The 18,819-nt window shown below is 63.1% G+C and carries 23 protein-coding genes; 14 read left to right on the top strand and 9 right to left on the bottom strand.

Annotated elements, in window-relative coordinates:
• Positions 1-30: 30 nt before the first annotated feature.
• Both NLK60_RS08845 and NLK60_RS08840 read right to left on the bottom strand, forming a co-directional pair.
• Entirely contained in the window at positions 31-1,137 is a 1,107-nt protein-coding gene (locus tag NLK60_RS08845; protein WP_254807439.1) for a CPBP family intramembrane glutamic endopeptidase, read from the bottom strand.
• A 184-nt stretch (positions 1,138-1,321) separates the two neighbouring features.
• A complete protein-coding gene (locus tag NLK60_RS08840) occupies positions 1,322-2,626 on the bottom strand; it encodes a glucose-6-phosphate isomerase (RefSeq protein ID WP_254807438.1) in 1,305 nt (434 codons plus the stop codon).
• Positions 2,627-2,807: 181 nt separating this feature from the next.
• On the opposite strand from NLK60_RS08840, the gene NLK60_RS08835 reads away from it, so the two are divergent.
• From NLK60_RS08835 to engB, 6 genes are all read left to right on the top strand, one after another.
• The gene (locus NLK60_RS08835; RefSeq protein ID WP_254807437.1) at positions 2,808-3,359 is read left to right on the top strand and encodes a DUF8056 family protein; all 552 of its coding nucleotides are present in this window, start codon (positions 2,808-2,810) and stop codon (positions 3,357-3,359) included.
• A gap of 61 nt (positions 3,360-3,420) precedes the next feature.
• Entirely contained in the window at positions 3,421-3,894 is a 474-nt protein-coding gene (locus tag NLK60_RS08830) for a DUF5812 family protein (protein WP_254807436.1), read from the top strand.
• Positions 3,895-4,106: 212 nt separating this feature from the next.
• Complete coding sequence (locus NLK60_RS08825) at positions 4,107-5,054, top strand: formyltetrahydrofolate deformylase (RefSeq protein ID WP_254807435.1); 948 nt, start codon at positions 4,107-4,109, stop codon at positions 5,052-5,054.
• A 118-nt stretch (positions 5,055-5,172) separates the two neighbouring features.
• On the top strand, positions 5,173-6,030 hold the full coding sequence (locus NLK60_RS08820) for a CPBP family intramembrane glutamic endopeptidase (protein ID WP_254807434.1): 858 nt from the start codon (positions 5,173-5,175) through the stop codon (positions 6,028-6,030).
• Positions 6,031-6,130: 100 nt separating this feature from the next.
• Entirely contained in the window at positions 6,131-6,304 is a 174-nt protein-coding gene (locus NLK60_RS08815; protein ID WP_254807433.1) for a DUF7576 family protein, read from the top strand.
• A gap of 96 nt (positions 6,305-6,400) precedes the next feature.
• Positions 6,401-7,024, top strand: coding sequence for a GTP-binding protein EngB (gene engB / locus NLK60_RS08810; RefSeq protein ID WP_254807432.1), 624 nt, complete (start codon positions 6,401-6,403; stop codon positions 7,022-7,024).
• 46 nt (positions 7,025-7,070) lie between these two features.
• Here the strand turns inward: engB and NLK60_RS08805 are convergent, their stop codons facing one another.
• On the bottom strand, positions 7,071-7,544 hold the full coding sequence (locus NLK60_RS08805; RefSeq protein ID WP_254807431.1) for a GNAT family N-acetyltransferase: 474 nt from the start codon (positions 7,542-7,544) through the stop codon (positions 7,071-7,073).
• A 100-nt stretch (positions 7,545-7,644) separates the two neighbouring features.
• Entirely contained in the window at positions 7,645-8,463 is an 819-nt protein-coding gene (locus NLK60_RS08800; protein ID WP_254807430.1) for a universal stress protein, read from the bottom strand.
• 371 nt (positions 8,464-8,834) lie between these two features.
• Between NLK60_RS08800 and NLK60_RS08795 the strand changes: the two genes are divergently transcribed.
• Together NLK60_RS08795 and NLK60_RS08790 are read left to right on the top strand one after the other, a co-directional pair.
• On the top strand, positions 8,835-9,608 hold the full coding sequence (locus NLK60_RS08795; RefSeq protein ID WP_254807429.1) for a coenzyme F420-0:L-glutamate ligase: 774 nt from the start codon (positions 8,835-8,837) through the stop codon (positions 9,606-9,608).
• Positions 9,587-10,621 (top strand): 5,10-methylenetetrahydromethanopterin reductase, encoded by a 1,035-nt coding sequence (locus NLK60_RS08790; RefSeq protein ID WP_254807428.1) that lies wholly within the window; start codon positions 9,587-9,589, stop codon positions 10,619-10,621. The genes NLK60_RS08795 and NLK60_RS08790 overlap by 22 nt, the downstream gene beginning before the upstream one ends.
• 101 nt (positions 10,622-10,722) lie before the next feature.
• On the opposite strand, the gene NLK60_RS08785 is transcribed toward NLK60_RS08790, so the two are convergent.
• Entirely contained in the window at positions 10,723-10,917 is a 195-nt protein-coding gene (locus tag NLK60_RS08785) for a DUF8024 family protein (RefSeq protein ID WP_254807427.1), read from the bottom strand.
• Between the two features lie 131 nt (positions 10,918-11,048).
• Here NLK60_RS08785 and NLK60_RS08780 point away from each other — a divergent pair, with 131 nt between their 5' ends.
• From NLK60_RS08780 to yciH, 6 genes are all read left to right on the top strand, one after another.
• A complete protein-coding gene (locus NLK60_RS08780; RefSeq protein ID WP_254807426.1) occupies positions 11,049-11,312 on the top strand; it encodes a DUF7573 domain-containing protein in 264 nt (87 codons plus the stop codon).
• Positions 11,313-11,459: 147 nt separating this feature from the next.
• The gene (locus NLK60_RS08775) at positions 11,460-11,654 is read left to right on the top strand and encodes a cold-shock protein (protein WP_117362766.1); all 195 of its coding nucleotides are present in this window, start codon (positions 11,460-11,462) and stop codon (positions 11,652-11,654) included.
• A gap of 323 nt (positions 11,655-11,977) precedes the next feature.
• Positions 11,978-12,967 carry an AAA family ATPase gene (locus NLK60_RS08770; protein ID WP_254807425.1) on the top strand — a complete coding sequence of 330 codons (990 nt, stop codon included), beginning with the start codon at positions 11,978-11,980 and terminating at the stop codon, positions 12,965-12,967.
• Positions 12,964-14,103 (top strand): DUF58 domain-containing protein, encoded by a 1,140-nt coding sequence (locus NLK60_RS08765; protein WP_254807424.1) that lies wholly within the window; start codon positions 12,964-12,966, stop codon positions 14,101-14,103. The genes NLK60_RS08770 and NLK60_RS08765 overlap by 4 nt, the downstream gene beginning before the upstream one ends.
• Positions 14,100-16,403, top strand: a complete 2,304-nt coding sequence (locus NLK60_RS08760) for a transglutaminase TgpA family protein (protein WP_254807423.1) — start codon at positions 14,100-14,102, stop codon at positions 16,401-16,403. Before NLK60_RS08765 ends, NLK60_RS08760 begins: the two co-directional genes overlap by 4 nt.
• 77 nt (positions 16,404-16,480) lie before the next feature.
• Positions 16,481-16,774, top strand: a complete 294-nt coding sequence (gene yciH, locus NLK60_RS08755; RefSeq protein ID WP_254807422.1) for a stress response translation initiation inhibitor YciH — start codon at positions 16,481-16,483, stop codon at positions 16,772-16,774.
• A gap of 117 nt (positions 16,775-16,891) precedes the next feature.
• Here the strand turns inward: yciH and NLK60_RS08750 are convergent, their stop codons facing one another.
• From NLK60_RS08750 to NLK60_RS08735, 4 genes are all read right to left on the bottom strand, one after another.
• Positions 16,892-17,275, bottom strand: a complete 384-nt coding sequence (locus tag NLK60_RS08750) for a rhodanese-like domain-containing protein (RefSeq protein ID WP_254807421.1) — start codon at positions 17,273-17,275, stop codon at positions 16,892-16,894.
• Positions 17,276-17,338: 63 nt separating this feature from the next.
• On the bottom strand, positions 17,339-17,917 hold the full coding sequence (locus NLK60_RS08745) for an NUDIX hydrolase (protein WP_254807420.1): 579 nt from the start codon (positions 17,915-17,917) through the stop codon (positions 17,339-17,341).
• Complete coding sequence (locus tag NLK60_RS08740; protein ID WP_254807419.1) at positions 17,904-18,320, bottom strand: hypothetical protein; 417 nt, start codon at positions 18,318-18,320, stop codon at positions 17,904-17,906. The genes NLK60_RS08745 and NLK60_RS08740 overlap by 14 nt, the downstream gene beginning before the upstream one ends.
• A gap of 49 nt (positions 18,321-18,369) precedes the next feature.
• The gene (locus NLK60_RS08735; protein ID WP_254807418.1) at positions 18,370-18,801 is read right to left on the bottom strand and encodes a DUF5809 family protein; all 432 of its coding nucleotides are present in this window, start codon (positions 18,799-18,801) and stop codon (positions 18,370-18,372) included.
• Positions 18,802-18,819 lie beyond the last annotated feature (18 nt).

The raw sequence follows: 18,819 nt of genomic DNA, 5'->3' as shown, positions 1-18,819 counted from the left end.
TGTACTCGTCAGCGACGGTTCTCGAGCGCTTCACAGCACGACCGAAGCGAACACGATGGCATTGTAGAGGCCGTGGATAATCGCCGGCACGAAGAGATTCCCGGTGCGCAAATACACCGTTCCCAGGACCAGTGAGAGCCCGAAGACCACGGCCAGACTCGCCAACACCGCCCCGAACGCCGCTCCACTAATCGCATAGGCGACGTAGTGAACGCCGGCGAAAATCACACTCGAGACGAGGAGTGCACCCACCGGTGAGAACACGTCGTACATCGACTTCTGGACGACGTTTCGGTAGAACAGCTCTTCGAAGGGGCCGACGATGAGTATCGATGCTGGGATTACGACGTACAACAGCTGGGGATTCTGGGCGACGTCCTGTGTTGCTGTGTGTTCTGCTCCTTCGACGCCACTCGAGGTAAACAGGAACGAGATGGCGATGTTCGCCAGAAAGATGAGGACGATACCGCCGGCGATCCAACCGATTTCTCTAAGCGTCGGGCGTCGGAGGTCGAAAAACGACCAGTCGCGACCGGTAGCGTACACGTAGCCGACGGCGATACCCCCGGTGGCGACGGCGAATCCGATCTGATTGGCGATCCGGAGCTGATTCTCCGTCAGGTCACCCCAGATTCCGCGGCCGAACTGGATGAACAGCACGCCAACGAACGCCGCCATGAGCCAGGCGACCACTGCGACGACCGACAGCTGCGTCGTGAGCGTCAGTTGTTGTCCGAGGCCGGTCAGCGTTCTCTCGCCATACTCCGCGACAGCGATACCGATTGCTACGCCACTCGCCATGAAGGCGACGAAGACGGTGGGGAGGGTGATACCCACCAGGCTCACGGTGGCGCTGATTCCCTGATTGAGGGCGAAGCCGGCGAGGGCCACGACGGCGAAACTGGCGACGGCCCCAAGCAGGCTGTAGCGTCGCTCGAGGTGGTCGTACCGACGGCCCGCGAAAACAGCCACGGCCAGGAGCGAGCAACCGAGGCCGACTTGCACCGCCGGCTCGTCGACACCCTGTCGCAGCGGGACGGCCATCCCGGCCATCGCGATTGCGGCCAGCACCAGTCCGATGCCGGCCACTGTTTCACGCTCCGAACGGGTACGTTCGTCCCGTGCGGTCTCGTTCATACCGAATCGTACGACTCGAGCGGCTTAGATGTGCTGTAATCTGCCGTCCGCTCGTCGTGGTTTCCGGACGTTCCCAGCCACTCGAGGGGTGCGGCCTGAACTGGAGAGACGCGGCCTGAGCTGGTGAAGTATCGCTTGTATTTTGGTGTCTCGCGAGAAACGACCCATGCTCACCGCTCGACGCTCACCGCTCGACGCGAAGCGTCTCCTTGTCGGCAACGGCTTCTGCTTCCTCGAAGTCGCCGCCTCCCAGTAGTCCGCGGGTAGCCTTTTTCGCCCACTCGACGGCCGGCTGGTTGAACGCATTGACGCCATACAGTTCGCCAGCGAGGACGCAGGCGGCTTCCATACCGTACAGGAGCCCACCGATTTCGTAGGCGTCGACGCGCTCGAGTTCGACGCGGACGTTGGGCCGACCGGCCGCGGCGAGGCTCGCTTCGGTCGCTTCGAACTCGGCCTCGAGCAGGCCGCCGAGCGTGGCGTCACCGAGGTACGACAGCGTCTCGACGTCGGTGTCGGGAATCGGGCGGTTCGGACGCTCTCGAGGCGTGACGAACGTGACGAGTTTGTTCCGGGGGCCGGCACGGTAGAGCTGTAACTGCGAGTGCTGGTCCGTGACGCCGAGGGCGCGCACCGGTGTCTGCCCGAGGTCGTCTTTGCCCAGACTCTCGGCCCACAACTGAGCGAACCACTCGGCGTACGTCTCGAGCGACTCGGCGTACGGCATCATCGCGTTCATCGAGACGCCGCGGGCGTCGAGGGCGTACGTCGTCGCACCGTAGGCGTAGGCGGGACACGAAAACAGCGAGCCGGTCAGGGTGTCGGCTTCGGCTCGAGCGCCGGCCAGCAGCGCCTCGAGGTCGTGGCCACAGACGGCGGCGGCAACCATGCCGACAGCCGAGAGTGCCGAAAACCGACCGGGGACGCCGTCGGGGACGGCGACGGCCGGGAGGTCGTGGCGCGTCGCCAGGTCACTGAGCGGTCCGCTGTCGCCGGTCGTCACGACGGTTCGGTCGGTCCAGTCGACGCCGGCGGTTTCGAAGGCGTCACGGACGACGAGGAAGTTCGCCAGCGTCTCGGCGGTCGTTCCGGAGCGGGAGACGACGTTGATCGCCGTTCGCTCGAGGTCGAGGTCCTCGAGTTGTCGGTTCACCCAGGCCGGGTCGACGTTGTCGAGATACAACGTTTCGGTGCCGTCGCCGGCGTCCGCGAGGGCGTCGGTAATGGTCGCGGCTCCGAGCGCGCTGCCGCCGATACCGATGGTAATGAGCGTGTCGGCGTCGGCGACGGGATCCACGGCTGCCCTGATCGCCTCGGGGTCGGTCGTGTCGGGGAGGTTCAACGCGGCATAGCCGTGTTCGTCGTTCGCCCGCCCCATCTCGATTCGCTCGTGTGCGACGGCGACCTGTTCGTCGAGTGCCTCGAGTGCGTCTCTCGAGAGTCCCGGCGAGGCGACCGACGACAGCGCGTTGCCGATGTCTACGTCCATAATGAGAGCACGCACAGCCGTGAGTAAAGTCGTTGCGTCACGGCGTTGCGAGAATGGCGTGCATGAGGGCGTCCTCGCCGCGGGTTTGAGAGTGTCGCCACTACTCGTTAAGGGGTGTCGTCACCACGCCCTCGAGAGTGTCATCGCATTCCTTATTCGCCCGCAGGCCAAGGTTCGAGTAATGAGCGAGACGGGCGACACCGCCGACGGAACGGCCGAGGGCGAGGACGGTCGGAGCTATCGTGGCGTGCTCGGGACGTTTCCGTACGCGTTCCGTCAGAGCCGGTCGCGGCTGTTCAGAGCGTACGCCGTCGTCGGTGGACTCGCAGCAGTGCTCGTGACCATCGCGTTCATCCTGGCGGTCGTCGTGATTATTGGGGCGACGGCCGATACGACGGCGACGCTGGCGCTCTCGCGGTCGTTCGTCGTCTTTCTGGGTATCCTCGTCGTCGTGCCGATTCTCGCGCCGGTACTGTTCGTCGCCCGCCGACACCGCCGGAAGACGGGGGACGACGTGCGGTACGACCGACGGCTTGCCGTCACTGGATTCGTCTTTCTCACCTCGCTGTACGTCGGGTTGATTCCGACGGTCCCGGCCGAACACCAGTCCGACGTGGACGGCGTCTTCGGGCCGGTGGTTACGTTCCTCTACGACCTTCCGGCTACGGTCGGTCTCGCATTTCCCATCCTCGCAGCCGTGCTCATTTACGTCGTCCATCGTCAGTCTCGGTGATCACGCTCGAGATCCGTCCGGAGTCGAAACCCCGAAAGCCACGGCACGCCTTGGCCCTCGTATGACCGAAAAGACTGGGACGTTCGTCGTCACGCACGCCGAGGCCGACTCCGTCGTCGTGCAAGACGTCGACTCCGCACAGGTACACACGCTCACCGGAAACGACGGCCTCGAGGTCAATGACGTCCTCGAGGCGACGCTGGCTCCGGAACCGCCACTCGAGGTGTCCTGGACGCTCATCGACGTCGCGGACCGGCGCAGCGTCGAGCTGGTCGACAGCGACCTCGAGCCGACCCAGCACTCGAAATCGCTCGCCGCCGATGCCGAGATGGGTGAGTTGTGCCAGCACGAGCGCGCCGGACGCGGCGAAATTCACGTGTTTCGCGTACCCGGCGACCGCGTCGATGACGCCGCTCGAGACGTGCTCGAGGACGACGAAACGATTGCGCGAGCGGCACGACTCGAGGCCGTGCGCGTCGAGGTCAGACGGGACGCCGACGCGGGCGTGTTGAGCGTTCGGTATCTCCCGTCGTGAACCGCCTCGAGTGTGTTTTGCCACCATCTCGAGTGTCGAACGACATCGCCTCTTGTGCCAATGTTGGGCCGAAAGGAGGGCTTTTGACCCCCCATAGCTTACGGACGGACCAATGCCGAGTATGCAACTCCCCCCAGCATCGGATGCTGGCTGGAATCACCTCTCCGTTTTCCGGCCCAACGACCTGTTATCCGTTCTACGGGTGATCGCACGTGACGACTGATATCACCGAAATCACCGTCGTGGGGGACGACGATACCGGGCTGATCGCTCGCGTCACGACCCTGCTGTTCGAACGCGGCTGTAACATCGAAGACCTCGATCAGGCCGTCCGCGACGGCGTCTTTCGGATGTACCTCGCCGTCGACACCGCGGGGATGGTCTGTACGGAGGGAAAACTCCGCAGCGACCTCGATGACCTCGGGGATGACCTCGGACTGGACGTCCAGGCTCGCTTCCCGGCCGACCGGGACAACCAGCAAATTGCCGTACTAGTCACCAAAGAAAGTCACTGCCTCGAGGCACTGTTCGAGGCCTGGGCGAACGACACGCTCGGGGCAGACATCAGCGTCGTCATCGGGAATCACGACGATCTGGAACCGCTGGCCGCCCACTACGATGTCCCATTCCACGACATTGGGAACGACAACGGGGCCCAGAACGAGGACCAACTGCTCGAGTTGCTGGCAGAGTACGACGCCGACCTGATCGTTCTCGCCCGGTATATGCGGATTCTGAGCCCGAACGTGGTCTTTCGCTACGAGGACCGGATTATCAACGTTCATCCGTCCCTCCTGCCGGCGTTCCCCGGTGCGGAAGCCTACCGCCAAGCTATCGAGGAGGGGGTTCGCGTCGCTGGCGTGACGGCTCACTACGTGACCACCGACCTCGATCAGGGGCCGGTCATCACCCAGCGCGCGTTCGACGTGCCAGACGACGCCGACCTCGAGATGATGAAAGAACGCGGGCAACCGCTCGAAGCGGACGCCTTGCTCGAGGCAGTTCGACTCCACCTCAACGGTGACGTGTCGGTTCACCGCGGTCGAACGACGGTTCGCGAGAACGGTGACGCCTACCAGCTGGGGTTGCCCGGTGAGATCGACGACGTCAATCCCGACCGACCGGTCGACGGGATCACGAAGGCGCTGACCGACGACTGATTGTGGTGTCGTCACTCAGGCCGATAATCGAACACTTTGATTCATCGACACGCTCTGGTCGTCTTCTGAACCGTTTTGCTGTCGGAATCGATTTGTATTCAGGGCGTATTCTCTGTTCATGACCATTCTTCGAGAGATGACGCCAAAATCGAGTGCTCTGGTGGCCTTTTTTGCACTGACCTTTCTTTTCTCGTGGTCGCTCTGGCTTCCCCAGGTTGCTCTCGAGGCGGGATTCGAGACTGGTATCGTACCGGCCGATGGCGCTCTCGAGGCGGTGGCTTCCCTCCCGGAAGTTGGGGCGTTTGGCCCGGCAGTGGCCGCGTTCGTCCTCGTCGGTATCTCTCGTGGCCGTAGCGGTATCGTGCGACTGCTCAAACGGGCCGTCGATCGATCGTTCGACCGCCGCTGGTTCGTGCCGATACTCGTGTTGTTTCCAGCCGTCGCCGTGATCGGCGTCGGTGTCAGCCTCGCGTTCGGTGGTGAACCGACCTACCCGTGGGCTGGAGAGCTGCCCGCTCTCCCCATTGCGTTCATCTGGATTCTGTTTCTCGGCGGGCCGCTGCAAGAGGAGTTTGGCTGGCGCGGGTACGCACTCGAGCCGTTACTCGAGCGGTTCGGCGCGTTGGGTGGGAGTCTCGGGCTCGGATTCGTCTGGGGTGTGTGGCATCTCCCGTGGTTTTACATGCCGACGATGGACCTGTACTATCAGCGACCGCTGATCGGATTTGTGATCACGATCACGCTGCTGTCGGTCGTGATGACGTGGGTGTATGCGAACACCGGTGGCAGCTTGCTGGCTATGCTTCTCATGCATGCCTCGTTCAACTGGGCACTCTGGGCGTTTCCAGCGATCGAAACCGGCGCTGGCGGTCAGGCGTTTATCTTCTTCATGCTCGTGATCGTGGCTGTAATCGTCGTTCGTCACGGAACGAGCGACTTTGGAACACCTCGAACGACAGCAGACTCCACGAGTTGACCGGATAACTCGTGTGTTGGCTCGACCAGACGCATCTCGGCGGCCGATATCGCCACAACAGGTTCCTTCAAGTGTGTCACTCACTTGCATCCGTGTACACATGGGTGAGTTGCGAGCCGACGGCGAGGGTGAATCGTCACGGTCGTGTCCGGTCTGTGGGACGACTATCACTGATTCTCACCAGCGACGGGTCGTGAGTTCGATCGAGGACGGACAGGCCACACATACACACTTCTGTTCGACCGACTGCCTCGATGAACGTCTCGAGTCGTAACCCGAACTATTGTTTTTGTAGCTATTTATCGGTCCTCGGTGAATGAGCAGTGCTCCCTTCGTCGCTTATAAACCCACGCCGCACCAACAGTCGGTAATGGATTCCTTCGATACGCGACCGGACCGTGACGCCGAGGTCGTCCTCGTCGGGCGCTCGAACGTCGGCAAGTCGACGTTGATGCGCGAAATTACGGGCCACCGATTCGACACCGGCGGAAAACCCGGCGTCACTCGCTCGCCCAATCACTACGACTGGACGGCCCAGGATTTCGTCATCACGGACCTGCCGGGATTCGGTTTCATGAGCGGCGTCGAGGGTGACCGCCGCGAGCAGATCAAGACGGCTATCGTCCAGTATCTCGAGGAACACGCTGACAAGATCCTGGTGGGCGTGCTCGTTCTCGATGGCAAGAGCGCCGTCGACATCATCGACCGCCATTCGGGCCCGGACGAGATTCCCTACGACGTCGAGATGTATCACTTCCTGCGCGACCTGGACATCCCAACGGTCGTCGCGGTGAACAAGATGGACAAAGTCGACGACAGGGACGAGCGACTGGACGACATCTGTGACCGACTCGGATTGCTGCCGCCGTGGAAGCAGTGGCAGGATACGATTGCGCCGATCAAAGCGAAAAACGGGCAGATAGACGCGCTGAACGAAGCGGTCAGAAGCCACCTGCACGAACAGCAACGCGACGACCTGTTTCAGTTCTTCTGAGTGGCTTCCCAACCGAATCGCCTCGAGTGGCTGCCGAGGAACGATTTCACCCGGGCAGTGACTTCTCCATCCACAGGCACTCGAGGATCACGCCGCCGGTCGACTCGTGGTCGACCCACTCGGTGGGCGTCCAGCCGCGGCGTTCGTAGAACCCGACGGCGTTTTTCGATGCCAACAGGGACAGGTCCTCGAGACCCGCATCCAGCGCGGTCGCCTCGAGGTGGTCGAGCAACCTCGTGCCGACGCCATCACGCGAGTGATCGGGATGGACGTAGACGGCCCTGATCTCGGCGGCCTCGAGGGCGAGGTGACCGAACCCGACGACGTCGTCATTCAGTGTTGCCACGACGAAGTGAGCCGTTTCCTCGTCGACGGGGTAGCCGGTCGGATCCTTCCTGGCGGCCCAGGCCTCGATCTGTTCGTCGTCGTAGGCGCTCGAACCCAGTTCGCGGATGGCTGCGACGTGGACGGCGACCAGCGCCTCGCCATCGCCTGGCTGCGCAGGGCGAACGGTGACCATGAAACCGAGAACGGACTCGAGGAAGTGAATACTGTCGGTCGGGCAGCTCGGTCTGTCGCTTCGAGCGTAGGGGGTGTCTTCATACGTTTGCCCGGCAGTCTCACTCCAGCGTTCGAACCGTCAACACGGGGGCCGGTGCCGTGCTGACCACGCGCTGTGAACAACTCCCGAAGACGAATCGCTCGAGGCCCGACCGGCTTTCGGTCCCCATCACGATCAGGTCGACGGAGTTGCTTTCGGCGTACTCGACGATTTCGCGACTCGGCTCTCCGCGTCTGATCGCTTCAGTGACCGAAATCTCGCGGATCGCTCCCGACGATCGGATCGTCTCGACCGTGTTTTGGGCCTGTTCTTCGAACGCTTCGAGGACCACCTCGAGTCGCGACCCGGTGTCGTCGACGACCGACAGCGCGTGGAGGTCGGCCTCGAGCGCGCTCGCGATGTCGAGCGCCTGTTCGTTCGCCCCCTCGGTCCCTCGGCGGTCGTCCGTCGCGAGCAGGATGTCGCTGATTTCGGTTCGGGTTGCCCCTGCCGTCGGCGTCACCGAGAGGACTGGCACCTGGGCATCCCGGATGACGCGGCCGGCGACGCTCCCGGTAACCAGCCGACGGATCCCGGTTCGACCGTGCGTGCCACAGACGATTAGATCGACGCCGTGTTCACCGGCGTACTCGAGTATCTCGCTCGCGGGTGACCCCGTCCGAACGCTCGAGTTGACCGTCAGTTCGCGTTTGTCGGCACTCGAGCGGACGGGTTCGATAGCGGCGTCAGCTCGTTCGGTGTCGCTGGCGTCCTCGGGTAAGACGACGTGCACCACGTGCACCGTCGCGCCTACCTGGTCGGCGAGCCAGAGGCCGTGTTCGCAGGCGCGGGTCGCCAGCTCGCTACCGTCGGTGGTCAGCAGTATCTTCTCGTACATGTTACCTTCCCTACCACGAGGGAGCCGAAAAGTATACGCTCGGTATCGGGGGTAGAAACCGCTCGAGTGGGAGGCAATGTCGTTTCGGTGTCTCGGCGAGTGCCCCAGGCGTGCTGATACCCGACGGTACAGCGCATGAGAGTCACGTAAGAATGGGGCGGCTCAGTCAAAAGGCCCTCGTCACAAGGGGCTCGGAGGGGGTAACATGTCGTCACCGCCGCCCGATCGAGCGTATGCGACGGAGTGGTTTCGGTGTGTCGCTTTCATCTTCCTCGAGTGTCCTGTCTGTCGCTTTCATCTTCCTTCGAACAGGACGCCCCGTCGGTCTCCGGTGACGGTGACCTTTTGAAGGGGCCGCCCATTCTTCCGGTATGGAATGCTTCGCTGTCCCGGATTTACCCGAAATCCGACCCGGCGACGACCTCGCCGATCTCATCGCCGATCGGGTGGCCCTCGAGGCCGGCGACGTCCTCACGGTCGCCAGTACGGTCGTCTCGAAAGCCGAAGACCGGGCCGCCGACCTGTCTGATTTCCCCGCGAGCCCTCGAGCCAGGGAAATCGCGGCCCGACTCGAGGAGTTGACGGGGGAGGAAAAGGACCCGCGGTTTGCCCAGGCGGTACTCGAGGAGAGCACGGAACTGCTGATGGATGCCCCGTTTTTGCTGACGGAGTCGCGATTTGGTCACGTGTCGGTGAACGCGGGCATCGACCGGTCGAACGTTCCCGACCACGACCTGTTGTTGCTCCCGAAGCAACCGAAGGCGAGCGCCGAGCGGATTCGTAATGGATTGACCGAACGCGGGTTCGAAGATGTCGCCGTCATCGTCACCGACACCTGCGGTCGTCCGTTCCGTCACGGCCAGCGCGGTGTCGCACTGGGCTGGGCGGGGATGCCCGCGAGCCGCGACTGGCGCGGCGAACACGACCGTGACGGCCGCGAACTCGGGGTGACCGTGCAATCGGTCGTCGACGAACTCGCCTCGGCCGCGAATCTGGTAACCGGCGAAGGCGACGACGGGAACCCCGCAGTCGTCGTTCGCGACTGGGCGTTCGGCGACCACGACGGGAGCGACGAACTGTTTCGGGAGGTCGAGGGCGATTTCGTTCGTCAGGCGCTGCGTCAATGGAGGTTCGAGGACGCGTGAACACTGACTCGAGTCGACCGACCTGGGGGATCGAACTGACGCCGGAGCACCCGCCCGACCAAATCGCCGCGCTCGCAGCACTGGCCGAAGACGAGGGCTTCGACGTCGCCTTTGCGAGCAGTCACTATTTCAATCGGGACCCGTTCGTCACCCTCTCACGCATGGCCGAGGCGACCGACAGCATTCGCCTCGGTCCGGGCGTCGTGAATCCGTTTCAGGACCATCCGGTTCCGCTGGCGGCCCGCACGGCGACCATCGACGAGGTGAGCGACGGTCGTGCCGTCTACGGTATCGGGGCTGGCGACCGCTCCGCCCTCGCGAATCTCGGCATCGACCACGAACGCCCGCTTCGGCGCGTGCTGGAGGCCTTTTCGGTCGCTCGAGAGCTCTGGGCTGGGGAGACCGTCAGCCACGAGGGTACGTTCGTCGCTCGTGACGCCTCGCTCAACCTCGAGGCGACCGATATTCCGGTGTACGTCGGTGCACAGGGTCCACACATGCTTCGAATGAGTGCCAAACACGCTAACGGTGTCCTGATAAACGCGTCCCACCCGCGTGATCTGGAGTGGTCGGCCGGGCAGATCGAGCAGGGACTCGCGGATCGCCCCGACGAGTACGGCGCGTTCGAGTCACTGGCCTTCGCGAGCGTGAGCGTCGCCGAGGACGCGGACGCGGCTCGAGCGGCTGCCCGGCCGCCGGTTGCGTTCATCGCCGGTGGGGCGGCCCCGCCGGTGATCGAGCGGCACGGGATCGATGCCGAGGCGGTAGAAACCGTGAGCGACCACCTCGAGGCGGGCGACCTCACCGCCGCCTTCGAGGCCGTCACGCCGGCGATGATCGACGCCTTCTCCATCGCGGGCACGACGGACTCGGTCGCCGAACAGTTTAGCGCGGCCCTTTCACACGTCGATGGGATCGTCGTCGGCTCGCCACTGGGCCCGGACCTCGAGTGGGCTATTCAGGCGACAGCCGACGCGCTCGAGATGGCCTACGAACGGGACGAGACGAACTGAGTGGTTCGTCACGCTTGACTGTGTGAGCCAAACCTATTCGTCCAGTTCACACGTCGACCTGTGACGGAGTCACGAACGACTCCCAAACGTGCACAGGCCGCTCAGTCGAACGAAAAGAGGCTGGCGATGCCGCCGAGTGTGAGGATGCCGAAGACGCCGCTGCTGACGGCAATGATGATCGCTCCTACCAGCACCAAAAGCGGTGCGAGTCCTTCTCCCATCGCAACGTCGCCAAAGAGGCTGGTCATCTCGACGAGGTCGTCCATGATCGCGTTCACGAGCGCAACGGTAACCATACGAAAACCTACCAAGCGGTGGTACTTGTCCGTACCGGTCTCTCGACGGTGGTGTGGTCGGTTTCGACTCGAGTGATCCCGAGTCGGTGGTGGTCCGACAGTATAAGGGGCCGCCGTTCGTACCGTTTTCCGTGACCGAGGACGACGCGAGATTGACCGACTTCGTCGGCGGCGACGGGACTGCATCTGATGCCAGCGACTCGAGTGCGCTGGAGTCGAAGGATACCGATCCAGTCACGCGAGATCGCGACGAACGCGCGGACGAGGAACCCACCGAATCAGGCCTTTCGACCTATGGGTGGGGTCGATACACCTGTCCTGGCTGTGGGGAAACCGTCGAACACGTCTGGCGGGATGGCGACGCTCTCGTCTGTCACGATTGCAAGACGTGGTGAGCGGTTTCGACGCCAGGCGCGGTTTTCGATCGAGCTTCCGCTCGAGGAGACAATCGGTGAAACCGACTCGATCGCCCGTTCGAACGGCAAAAAAGTCGGTTCTACGCCCGAACCTTTATGCTCCTGTCGTGAGTTGGAACACCTGCAATGGCGAAAGGTACGGTCGCGTTCTTTAACGACACAGGCGGTTACGGCTTCATCGAAACTGACGACGCAGACGACGACGTGTTCTTCCACATGGAAGACGTCGGCGGCCCTGATCTCGAGGAGGGACAGGAAGTCGAGTTCGATATCGAACAGGCAGACAAGGGTCCACGAGCCACCAATCTCGAGCGACTCTAGTGTCGTAACACCACTGACGGGAGAATCGTTTTCTGAATGCTAGCTGGTGAGTGCTAACTGCCTCGAACGCCGACGGGAGGCGACGACGGGCCTGTTTGGCCAGCTACAGCTATTTACCCCTCGAAACCCGAGGTATGGATACCAACGCTGTACCATCTACCGGAAGCCGTTCCCTCGGGGGTAGTTCGCGGGGCTTTGCCCGATCGGATTCGGTTTCGGCTAAAGCTGAAAGACACAAAACATATGTTTCTCACTCACGCACTACCGCATAACAGCCGCGCGCCCAGGGTATCCCCGCTACGCTGGCGTGAGGACAGGTATCTATGACCGACGCCAACCCTTCACCGCCGACCGAAGCGACGTCTCGTGCCGACACCGTTGAACCGTTGCCGGTCTCGACAGTAGCCGACCTGGCAGCAACCGTCACCGAGAACGTGAGCCGGGTCATTGTCGGCCACAACGACGAAATCGAACACGTATTCACGACGATTCTGGCTCGTGGACACGTTCTGCTCGACGACGTGCCGGGCGTGGGCAAAACCATGCTCGCTCGTTCGATTGCCAGATCCGTCGACTGCAGCTTTCGCCGGGTCCAGTTCACCCCCGACCTCCTGCCTTCCGATATCACTGGCGTGAACGTGTTCAACCAGAAAACACGCGAATTCGAGTTCCAGCCTGGGCCCGTGTTCGCGAACCTGGTTCTCGGCGACGAGATCAACCGCGCGCCGCCGAAAACCCAGAGCGCGCTACTCGAGGCGATGGAAGAAGCGCAGGTGACCGTCGACGGGACGACTCGCCCGCTGCCGGACCCGTTCGTCGTGATCGCGACCCAGAACGCCATCGAACCGAACCGGACGTACGAACTGCCGTTCGCGGAGGTCGACCGATTTATGAAGAAACTCTCGCTCGGCTACCCGGACACCGACGAAGAGTCCGAACTGCTCGCGCGTACGGTCGGCCATCACCCGATCGAGACGCTCGACCCAGTGACTGATCTCGAGTCGATCGTTCGCGCCCGGGAAACGGTGGCCACGGTCGCGGTCGAAGAGCCGGTTCGCCGCTATGCGAGTGAACTGGCGAAATACACCAGAGAGCGGACTCACATCGGGGCCAGCCCACGTGGGACGATTGCCCTCTTGCGGGCCGCCCAGGCGCGTGCCATCCTCGACGACCGGGACTACGTCATCCCCGACGATATTCAGCACGAAGTGCCCTACGTGTTCAGCCACCGTATCAAGACGACCTCGAGCGGTCGGGACACTGACGGCGACACGATCGTCGAGGACGCCCTCGAGCACGTCCACGTCCCATGAAACTGACCAGACGCGGTTGGGTCGTCCTCGGCCTGATTGGGTTCTGTCTGCTGATGGCCGCCGAGTACGGTTCGCGGTCGCTCAACGCCGTGGTCGCGCCGCTCGTAATCGTTTTCGTCGGCGCGCTCGTGACGGCCTACCGAACGAAACGCCCTCGCTTCCAGCGACGTCCAGTCGAGGAGGGGTATCCAGGCGACCGTCGCACAGTCGAACTCGGCGTCGACGTCGGGGCCGCGACGACGGCCACCGTCAGCGACCGACTTTCGGAAGGCGTGAAGCCGGTCGACGGTGGCAACGTGATGGAGACGACGCTGATCGACGGTGAGGCACTATCGTATGAGATCGAACTCGAGGGCCGGGGGAAACACGCAATCGGCCCGATGACGGTGACGGTGACCGATATTTTCGGTCTCGTTTCCAGACGGTTTCGATACGACCAGACCGGCAGCGTCGTCGTCTATCCACGTGTGTACGACCTCCGAGGCGGAGCCAAACACGACCTGCAGTTGCTCGAGGATGCGATCAGGGCGTACGACCGCGAGGAGTTCGATCACTTACGCGAGTACGAACGCGGGGACTCCTTGCGCGACATCCACTGGAAGTCGGCGGCCAAGCGCCCCGACGACGAACTCGTCGTCAAGGAGTTCGCTGCCGATGGCTCGGTCGGTTCCGCTACCCTCGCTGGAGAGTGCATTCCGGGCAAAGACGATGAGATGGCGATGGCGCTGGCGAGCGTGGCCACGTATCTCCTTCGACAGGAGGTGTCTGTCGGGCTGTCGATTTCTGAAGGCACGCTCGAAGCCGAAACCGGCGAACGCCACCACCTCGAGTTACTCAGAGCGCTCGCGCTGGCGGGCGACGGGGAAGTAGACGGCCGAACACGCCGGAAAGCCGACGTCCTGATACAGGCGGACGCGGCGGGTATTTTCGTCATGGCTGGCGAACACGAGATTCCCTTCGACCGGCTTCGAGGCGTCGATACAGCTCGCTCGCAGGACACCCAAACCGACGATGTGTCAACCCAATCATCGTCATCGGGTACGCAAGCGGTGGCCGACGGCGGACGAGCGACGGAACGTCCGAACCACAGCCACGAGGGTGGAGAGACTCCCTCGAACGAGGTGCGTTCGTCATGAGCACGAGCAACCGACGACGAACGATCTCGGTCGACCTGTCGGAGACGGTCGGTGGTGAACCGTTCCGACTGCTCGCACTGTCGGGGCTGGTCGTCCTGACTGCCGCCTACGTCGCCGTCTTGCGCGAAGTGACGCTCGTCGTCGGCGGCACCCGATCGCTGTATCTCATCGTGATCGGAATGGGGCTCGGTGCAACGGTCCTGGCCCGCGCGATTCGTCCTCGGACGGCCCTCGCTATCGGGCTCGGTGCCAGCGTTCTCGGGTTCTGGACGTACCTCGAGGCGACGGGGCACGGGCTCGGAACGGCGATCACACAGGCCGATATGTTCGTCTCCGATACGGTGACGCTTGCGACCGGGATGGAGCTCTTGCAGATGCTCGAGGCGGGTATCTGGACGCTCGCGTTCGTGCCGGCACCGGTGTTTCTGTCGTGGTATCTCGCCATGCGCGAACGCTACGTGCTGAGCGTGATTCCCGGCGGTATCGCGTTATTGTTTCTGGTGTTGACGGGGGATGCCTCGATGGGGGTCACGCTGGTCGGTGTCGTCGGCGGAATCTCAGCGGTCGGATTCGGCGAACTGCACCACCGCGATGGATCGATTGCGCAGGCTGACGTGTTGGCGATCATGTTTGCGGTCATCGTCTTTCTCTCGCTGAGCGTTACGCTCGTTCCGGGTGGTGCGGCGAGTCCGACGTTCCTCGTCGAGAGCGAGCCGGGGACGCTCGATGGCGTCATCGACGACAATCCGGACCGAACGACGATCACCGGCCAGGTCGACCTCTCGCCGGAGGTCCAGTTCAGCGTCGTGACCGAAGAACCCGGCTACTGGCGAACGGGTGTCTACGACCGGTATACGGGCGACGCCTGGGTACGTAGTGGGCCCGATGGCACGTACGACGATATCGGACTCTCGCCCCCGGCTGGCGAGTACGACACCGCTCGCCACACGTTCACCATCGAACACCAGCGCAACACGATTCCGGTGGCCGCCCAACCGACGGCCGTCGAGGGTGACGTGACCGACGCCCTGCTCGTGACCGACCACGGCCAGCCGATGCCTGACGGCCCGCTCATCGAGGGCGACATGTACAACGTCGAGAGCGCAAGCCTGCACAACGACCCCGAAACGCTTGCGTCGGCGGGCACCGAGTACCCCGAGGAGATAACCGAGTACTACCTCCAGACGCCCGAGAGCACGTCCGAGGAATTCGAGGATAGAACGGCCGAAATCCTCGAGGCAGCTGATGCCGAAACGCCCTACGAGAAGGCTGCAACCATCGAGGCGTACTTCCAGAGCGAGTACGACTACACCCTCGATGTCGACCGACCCGGTGGCAACGCGGCGAACGCGTTCTTGCTCGAGATGGACGAAGGCTACTGCGTGTACTTCGCGACGACGATGACCCAGATGCTCAGAGCCGAGGGCGTCCCCGCGCGCTACGTGACGGGCTACACCACCGGCCAGCAGGTCGACGATAACGAGTACGTCGTCCGCGGGCTGGACGCTCACGCCTGGGTCGAAGTGTACTTCCCCGAGCACGGCTGGGTTGCGTTCGAACCGACGCCACAGAGCCGCGACGACACGCACCAGGACCGACTGGAAGAAGCACGTGCAGACGGCGAACCGAACGTCGACACGGACGCCAGTGCGGACGTCCCCGCTGACGGTATCCAGGACGAACCGGACGCACTCGAGGACATCGTCGACGGCGTGCCAGCACCTCTCGAGGACGGGAACTACTCGGACAACGAGTCGGACGGCACTCCCGATGCGAATCGAACGCCGGGCCAGAACGGGAGCGACGACGACCCGTTCGACCAGCGAATCGATCCAGGGGGTGGAACGGCACCGGGAACTGGGGCCGACGATGACGACGCCGGCATCCCGTCGATTCCGTTCAGTTCCGGCGACGTGTTCGTCGGACTCGCGGTGCTCGTCGGGCTGGCTGCCGGCGCACACCGTTCTGGCGTTCCAGCCCTCGTGAGCCGGGAAGTGCGCCTCTACTGGCACGGCTTCCGCGAGGAGCCGGTGACCGACACTCGCCGAGCCTACGAGCGCCTCGAGCACCTCCTCGCGCGGTCCTATCGTCCGCGTGAGCGCGGTGAGTCGCCCAGGGGGTATCTGGCGTCGCTCGAGGCAACGCACTCGGTTGACCCACGGGTCCGTCGGGTGGTGGAACTCCACGAACGCGCCCACTACGCCGGCGAGATCGACGAGGAACGGGCGAAAGAGGCGATCGATCTGGTCACGGAACTGGCTCGAGAGGAGGCACCTATCGTGGGGCGCCTCTGGCAGTGACGGTGTTGCTTTCGCCGCTCGAAATCGGTAGGAGTCCCGATAGTGTTTAATATCGTCCTTTCGTACGAACGAACGTAATGTCGGAAGTCTGCTCCACGTGCGGGCTGCCCCAGGAGCTATGCGTCTGCGAGGACGTTGCGAAGGGACAACAGCAACTAACGATCCGCATTGACGAGCGCAGATACGGGAAAGAGGTAACGATCATCGAAGGGTTCGACCCGAAAGACGTCGATCTGGACAGTCTCTCATCGGACCTCAAATCGAAGTTCGCCTGTGGCGGCACCGTCGAAGAGGGCCACATCGAACTGCAAGGCAACCATCGCGGTCGAATCGAAGACTTCCTCCGCGACCGTGGGTTCAACGTCGCCTAACCATGATTTCGATGATCTGATCGGACTTCCGACTTTTCGAACACTCCGTCGCTCGAGTGGCAACGATAGCGTCGTTCTCGAGAGCGTCTGTAGAAACTGGTGTCGACTCGAGTGTGTTTAAAACGGCGTCTCCGACGCGTCTCGAGCCGTCGTATCGTTCTCGGTCGCACCGGAGGCGAGTTCGTACGCGTCGGCCCACTCCTCGAGGCCGCCGGCCATGCTCTCGACGCGGGCGTCCGCACTGCCCTCGTACGAGCCGATTAGCCGAGCGGCCTGGACGCTTGCCTGGCCGTGCGGGCAGACCGTGATGATCCGGTCGGCCGCTTCGAACTCGTCGATTCGTGCCGTCAGCTCGTGGAAGGGGACGTTTTCGCTGCCGGGAATGTGGCCGCGTTCGAACTCCATCGCGTTCCGAATATCGACGATTCTGAGTGCGTCCGTCGTTTCGTCGTCGCCCTCGAGCAGTTCGTGTACTGCCGCCGGAGATATTTCGCCGTCCATCGTTGGTATCCGATGTTCGGACGCGATGTGGTTAAGCGATGCGGGTCATGCGTTCTCCCGTGCTCACAAGAGCCCGTCTTCTCGAGCGAGTAACAGCGCACTCAGCGTCGAGTCGTTTGCCGGGTGTTCTCGAGCACGCTCGAGGGCGTCTTCGATGGAGACGGTGACGACTTCGAGAAACTCGTTATTGTCGAGTTCGCGCTCACCGAGTTCGAGTCCCTCGGCGTAGACGACGCCGCGGTCGTGCCGGAGCACCCCGGTCGCCACGCAATACTCCTGCAACAGGGCCAGACTCGTGGGACGAAAGCCGGTCTCTTCCTCGAGTTCGCGCGCGGCGGCGTTCGTGTACGATTCCCCGTCTTCGACGATTCCGGCGGGTAACTCGAGGTGGGTCTCGCGGATGGCGGGTCGGTACTGCTCGACGAACAGAATCGATTCGCCGGTCGAGGCCACGACCACGACGGCGGGCGGGAGGTCGGCCCAGTAGTAGCGTTTTTGCGAGCCATCCGGTTGTTCCACCAGGTCGTAGCCCCCGTCGTACCAGCCGGTTTCGTACTCGGTGACGCTCTCTTCGATCGGCCACTCGGGGTCTCGGTCGGCTGCCGAGCGACTCGACCTGGCATCGTCATCAGGTGTCGACATCGCTTTCGGGTGTGATCTCGAGGCGGTAGTAGGTTCCGTTCTGTTCGACGTAGGCGACGTCGGCGTCGGGTTCGGTCGCGTTGCTGTTCCACTGTTCGAACTCGCCGAACTCGTCGAAGGGCGTGTGCGTGAACGCCGATTCGAAGCCGAACCGGCCCGCTTCGTAGGGCTCCGAGACGCCGTCATCGAGGGCTTGCATGGTGTACGGGAACCGGTTCACGGAGAGGTTCTCGGCGTCGATGGTCTCGGTTGCGCCCTCACTGGGTGGAGATCCGTTCTCGAGTTCGACTTCCGTTGCGACCACGTAGGAGACGTCACCGCCGCCGATGAGACTGGGTAGTGCTCCGAGCGCCAACAGGACGACCAGGGGGACGAGCAATAACAGGAGGTAGCGCCGACGCATACCGAAACTCAGGGCCGATAAAGGATACGCGTTTCGTCGTTCATCCCAATCACTCCTCGCTGCTCGCTTGCTCGAATAGCTCCCGATAGATGGTGCCGAACGCCTGCCGACGGAGCGTGCCGACGGCCGCGTCCGGTTTCGACTGGAACGTGGCGGAGACGGCGACGTTTTCCGGCCCGGCGTGCCAGGCGACGTTGTCGACGCTGTCGCTCCCGTGTTCGATCACCTCGCCGTCGTAGGCTTCCCGCCACGACGCGTACTCTTCGCGCGTCCCGACGTGCACCTCGAGCAAACTCGCAAAGAGCGAATCCCTGGCCGTCTCGACGACGTCGCTCGAGACCCGGTCAGCGTACTCATCGCGGTCGAAGGACATCGCTCTGGCGACCTCTCTGACGACCGTCTGGGCGGCCGGTCCGACCGATTCGTACTGTTCGCGGGCTTCCTCGACTGTCTCGGGGGCGAACCAACCCTCGGTGTGCATACTCGAGGACTCGAACGC

Origin of the sequence: Natronosalvus amylolyticus, from assembly GCF_024298845.1 — an archaeon.
Taxonomy (GTDB): Archaea; Halobacteriota; Halobacteria; order Halobacteriales; family Natrialbaceae; genus Natronosalvus; species Natronosalvus amylolyticus.
Note: the sequence above shows the minus strand (reverse complement) of the source record. Positions and strands in the feature narration are given on the sequence as shown.

What these genes read in the sequence shown, in the direction of transcription:
- NLK60_RS08785 (WP_254807427.1), bottom strand. Translation starts at nt 10,917, where the DNA reads ATGGTTACCGTTGCGCTCGTGAACGCGATCATGGACGACCTCGTCGAG.
- NLK60_RS08815 (WP_254807433.1), top strand. Translation starts at nt 6,131, where the DNA reads ATGGGTGAGTTGCGAGCCGACGGCGAGGGTGAATCGTCACGGTCGTGT.
- NLK60_RS08840 (WP_254807438.1), bottom strand. Translation starts at nt 2,626, where the DNA reads ATGGACGTAGACATCGGCAACGCGCTGTCGTCGGTCGCCTCGCCGGGA.
- NLK60_RS08795 (WP_254807429.1), top strand. Translation starts at nt 8,835, where the DNA reads ATGGAATGCTTCGCTGTCCCGGATTTACCCGAAATCCGACCCGGCGAC.
- yciH (WP_254807422.1), top strand. Translation starts at nt 16,481, where the DNA reads ATGTCGGAAGTCTGCTCCACGTGCGGGCTGCCCCAGGAGCTATGCGTC.
- NLK60_RS08745 (WP_254807420.1), bottom strand. Translation starts at nt 17,917, where the DNA reads ATGTCGACACCTGATGACGATGCCAGGTCGAGTCGCTCGGCAGCCGAC.
- NLK60_RS08790 (WP_254807428.1), top strand. Translation starts at nt 9,587, where the DNA reads ATGGAGGTTCGAGGACGCGTGAACACTGACTCGAGTCGACCGACCTGG.
- NLK60_RS08770 (WP_254807425.1), top strand. Translation starts at nt 11,978, where the DNA reads ATGACCGACGCCAACCCTTCACCGCCGACCGAAGCGACGTCTCGTGCC.
- NLK60_RS08845 (WP_254807439.1), bottom strand. Translation starts at nt 1,137, where the DNA reads ATGAACGAGACCGCACGGGACGAACGTACCCGTTCGGAGCGTGAAACA.
- NLK60_RS08735 (WP_254807418.1), bottom strand. Translation starts at nt 18,801, where the DNA reads ATGCACACCGAGGGTTGGTTCGCCCCCGAGACAGTCGAGGAAGCCCGC.
- NLK60_RS08750 (WP_254807421.1), bottom strand. Translation starts at nt 17,275, where the DNA reads ATGGACGGCGAAATATCTCCGGCGGCAGTACACGAACTGCTCGAGGGC.
- NLK60_RS08820 (WP_254807434.1), top strand. Translation starts at nt 5,173, where the DNA reads ATGACCATTCTTCGAGAGATGACGCCAAAATCGAGTGCTCTGGTGGCC.
- NLK60_RS08765 (WP_254807424.1), top strand. Translation starts at nt 12,964, where the DNA reads ATGAAACTGACCAGACGCGGTTGGGTCGTCCTCGGCCTGATTGGGTTC.
- NLK60_RS08800 (WP_254807430.1), bottom strand. Translation starts at nt 8,463, where the DNA reads ATGTACGAGAAGATACTGCTGACCACCGACGGTAGCGAGCTGGCGACC.
- NLK60_RS08760 (WP_254807423.1), top strand. Translation starts at nt 14,100, where the DNA reads ATGAGCACGAGCAACCGACGACGAACGATCTCGGTCGACCTGTCGGAG.
- engB (WP_254807432.1), top strand. Translation starts at nt 6,401, where the DNA reads ATGGATTCCTTCGATACGCGACCGGACCGTGACGCCGAGGTCGTCCTC.
- NLK60_RS08805 (WP_254807431.1), bottom strand. Translation starts at nt 7,544, where the DNA reads ATGGTCACCGTTCGCCCTGCGCAGCCAGGCGATGGCGAGGCGCTGGTC.
- NLK60_RS08740 (WP_254807419.1), bottom strand. Translation starts at nt 18,320, where the DNA reads ATGCGTCGGCGCTACCTCCTGTTATTGCTCGTCCCCCTGGTCGTCCTG.
- NLK60_RS08835 (WP_254807437.1), top strand. Translation starts at nt 2,808, where the DNA reads ATGAGCGAGACGGGCGACACCGCCGACGGAACGGCCGAGGGCGAGGAC.
- NLK60_RS08775 (WP_117362766.1), top strand. Translation starts at nt 11,460, where the DNA reads ATGGCGAAAGGTACGGTCGCGTTCTTTAACGACACAGGCGGTTACGGC.
- NLK60_RS08830 (WP_254807436.1), top strand. Translation starts at nt 3,421, where the DNA reads ATGACCGAAAAGACTGGGACGTTCGTCGTCACGCACGCCGAGGCCGAC.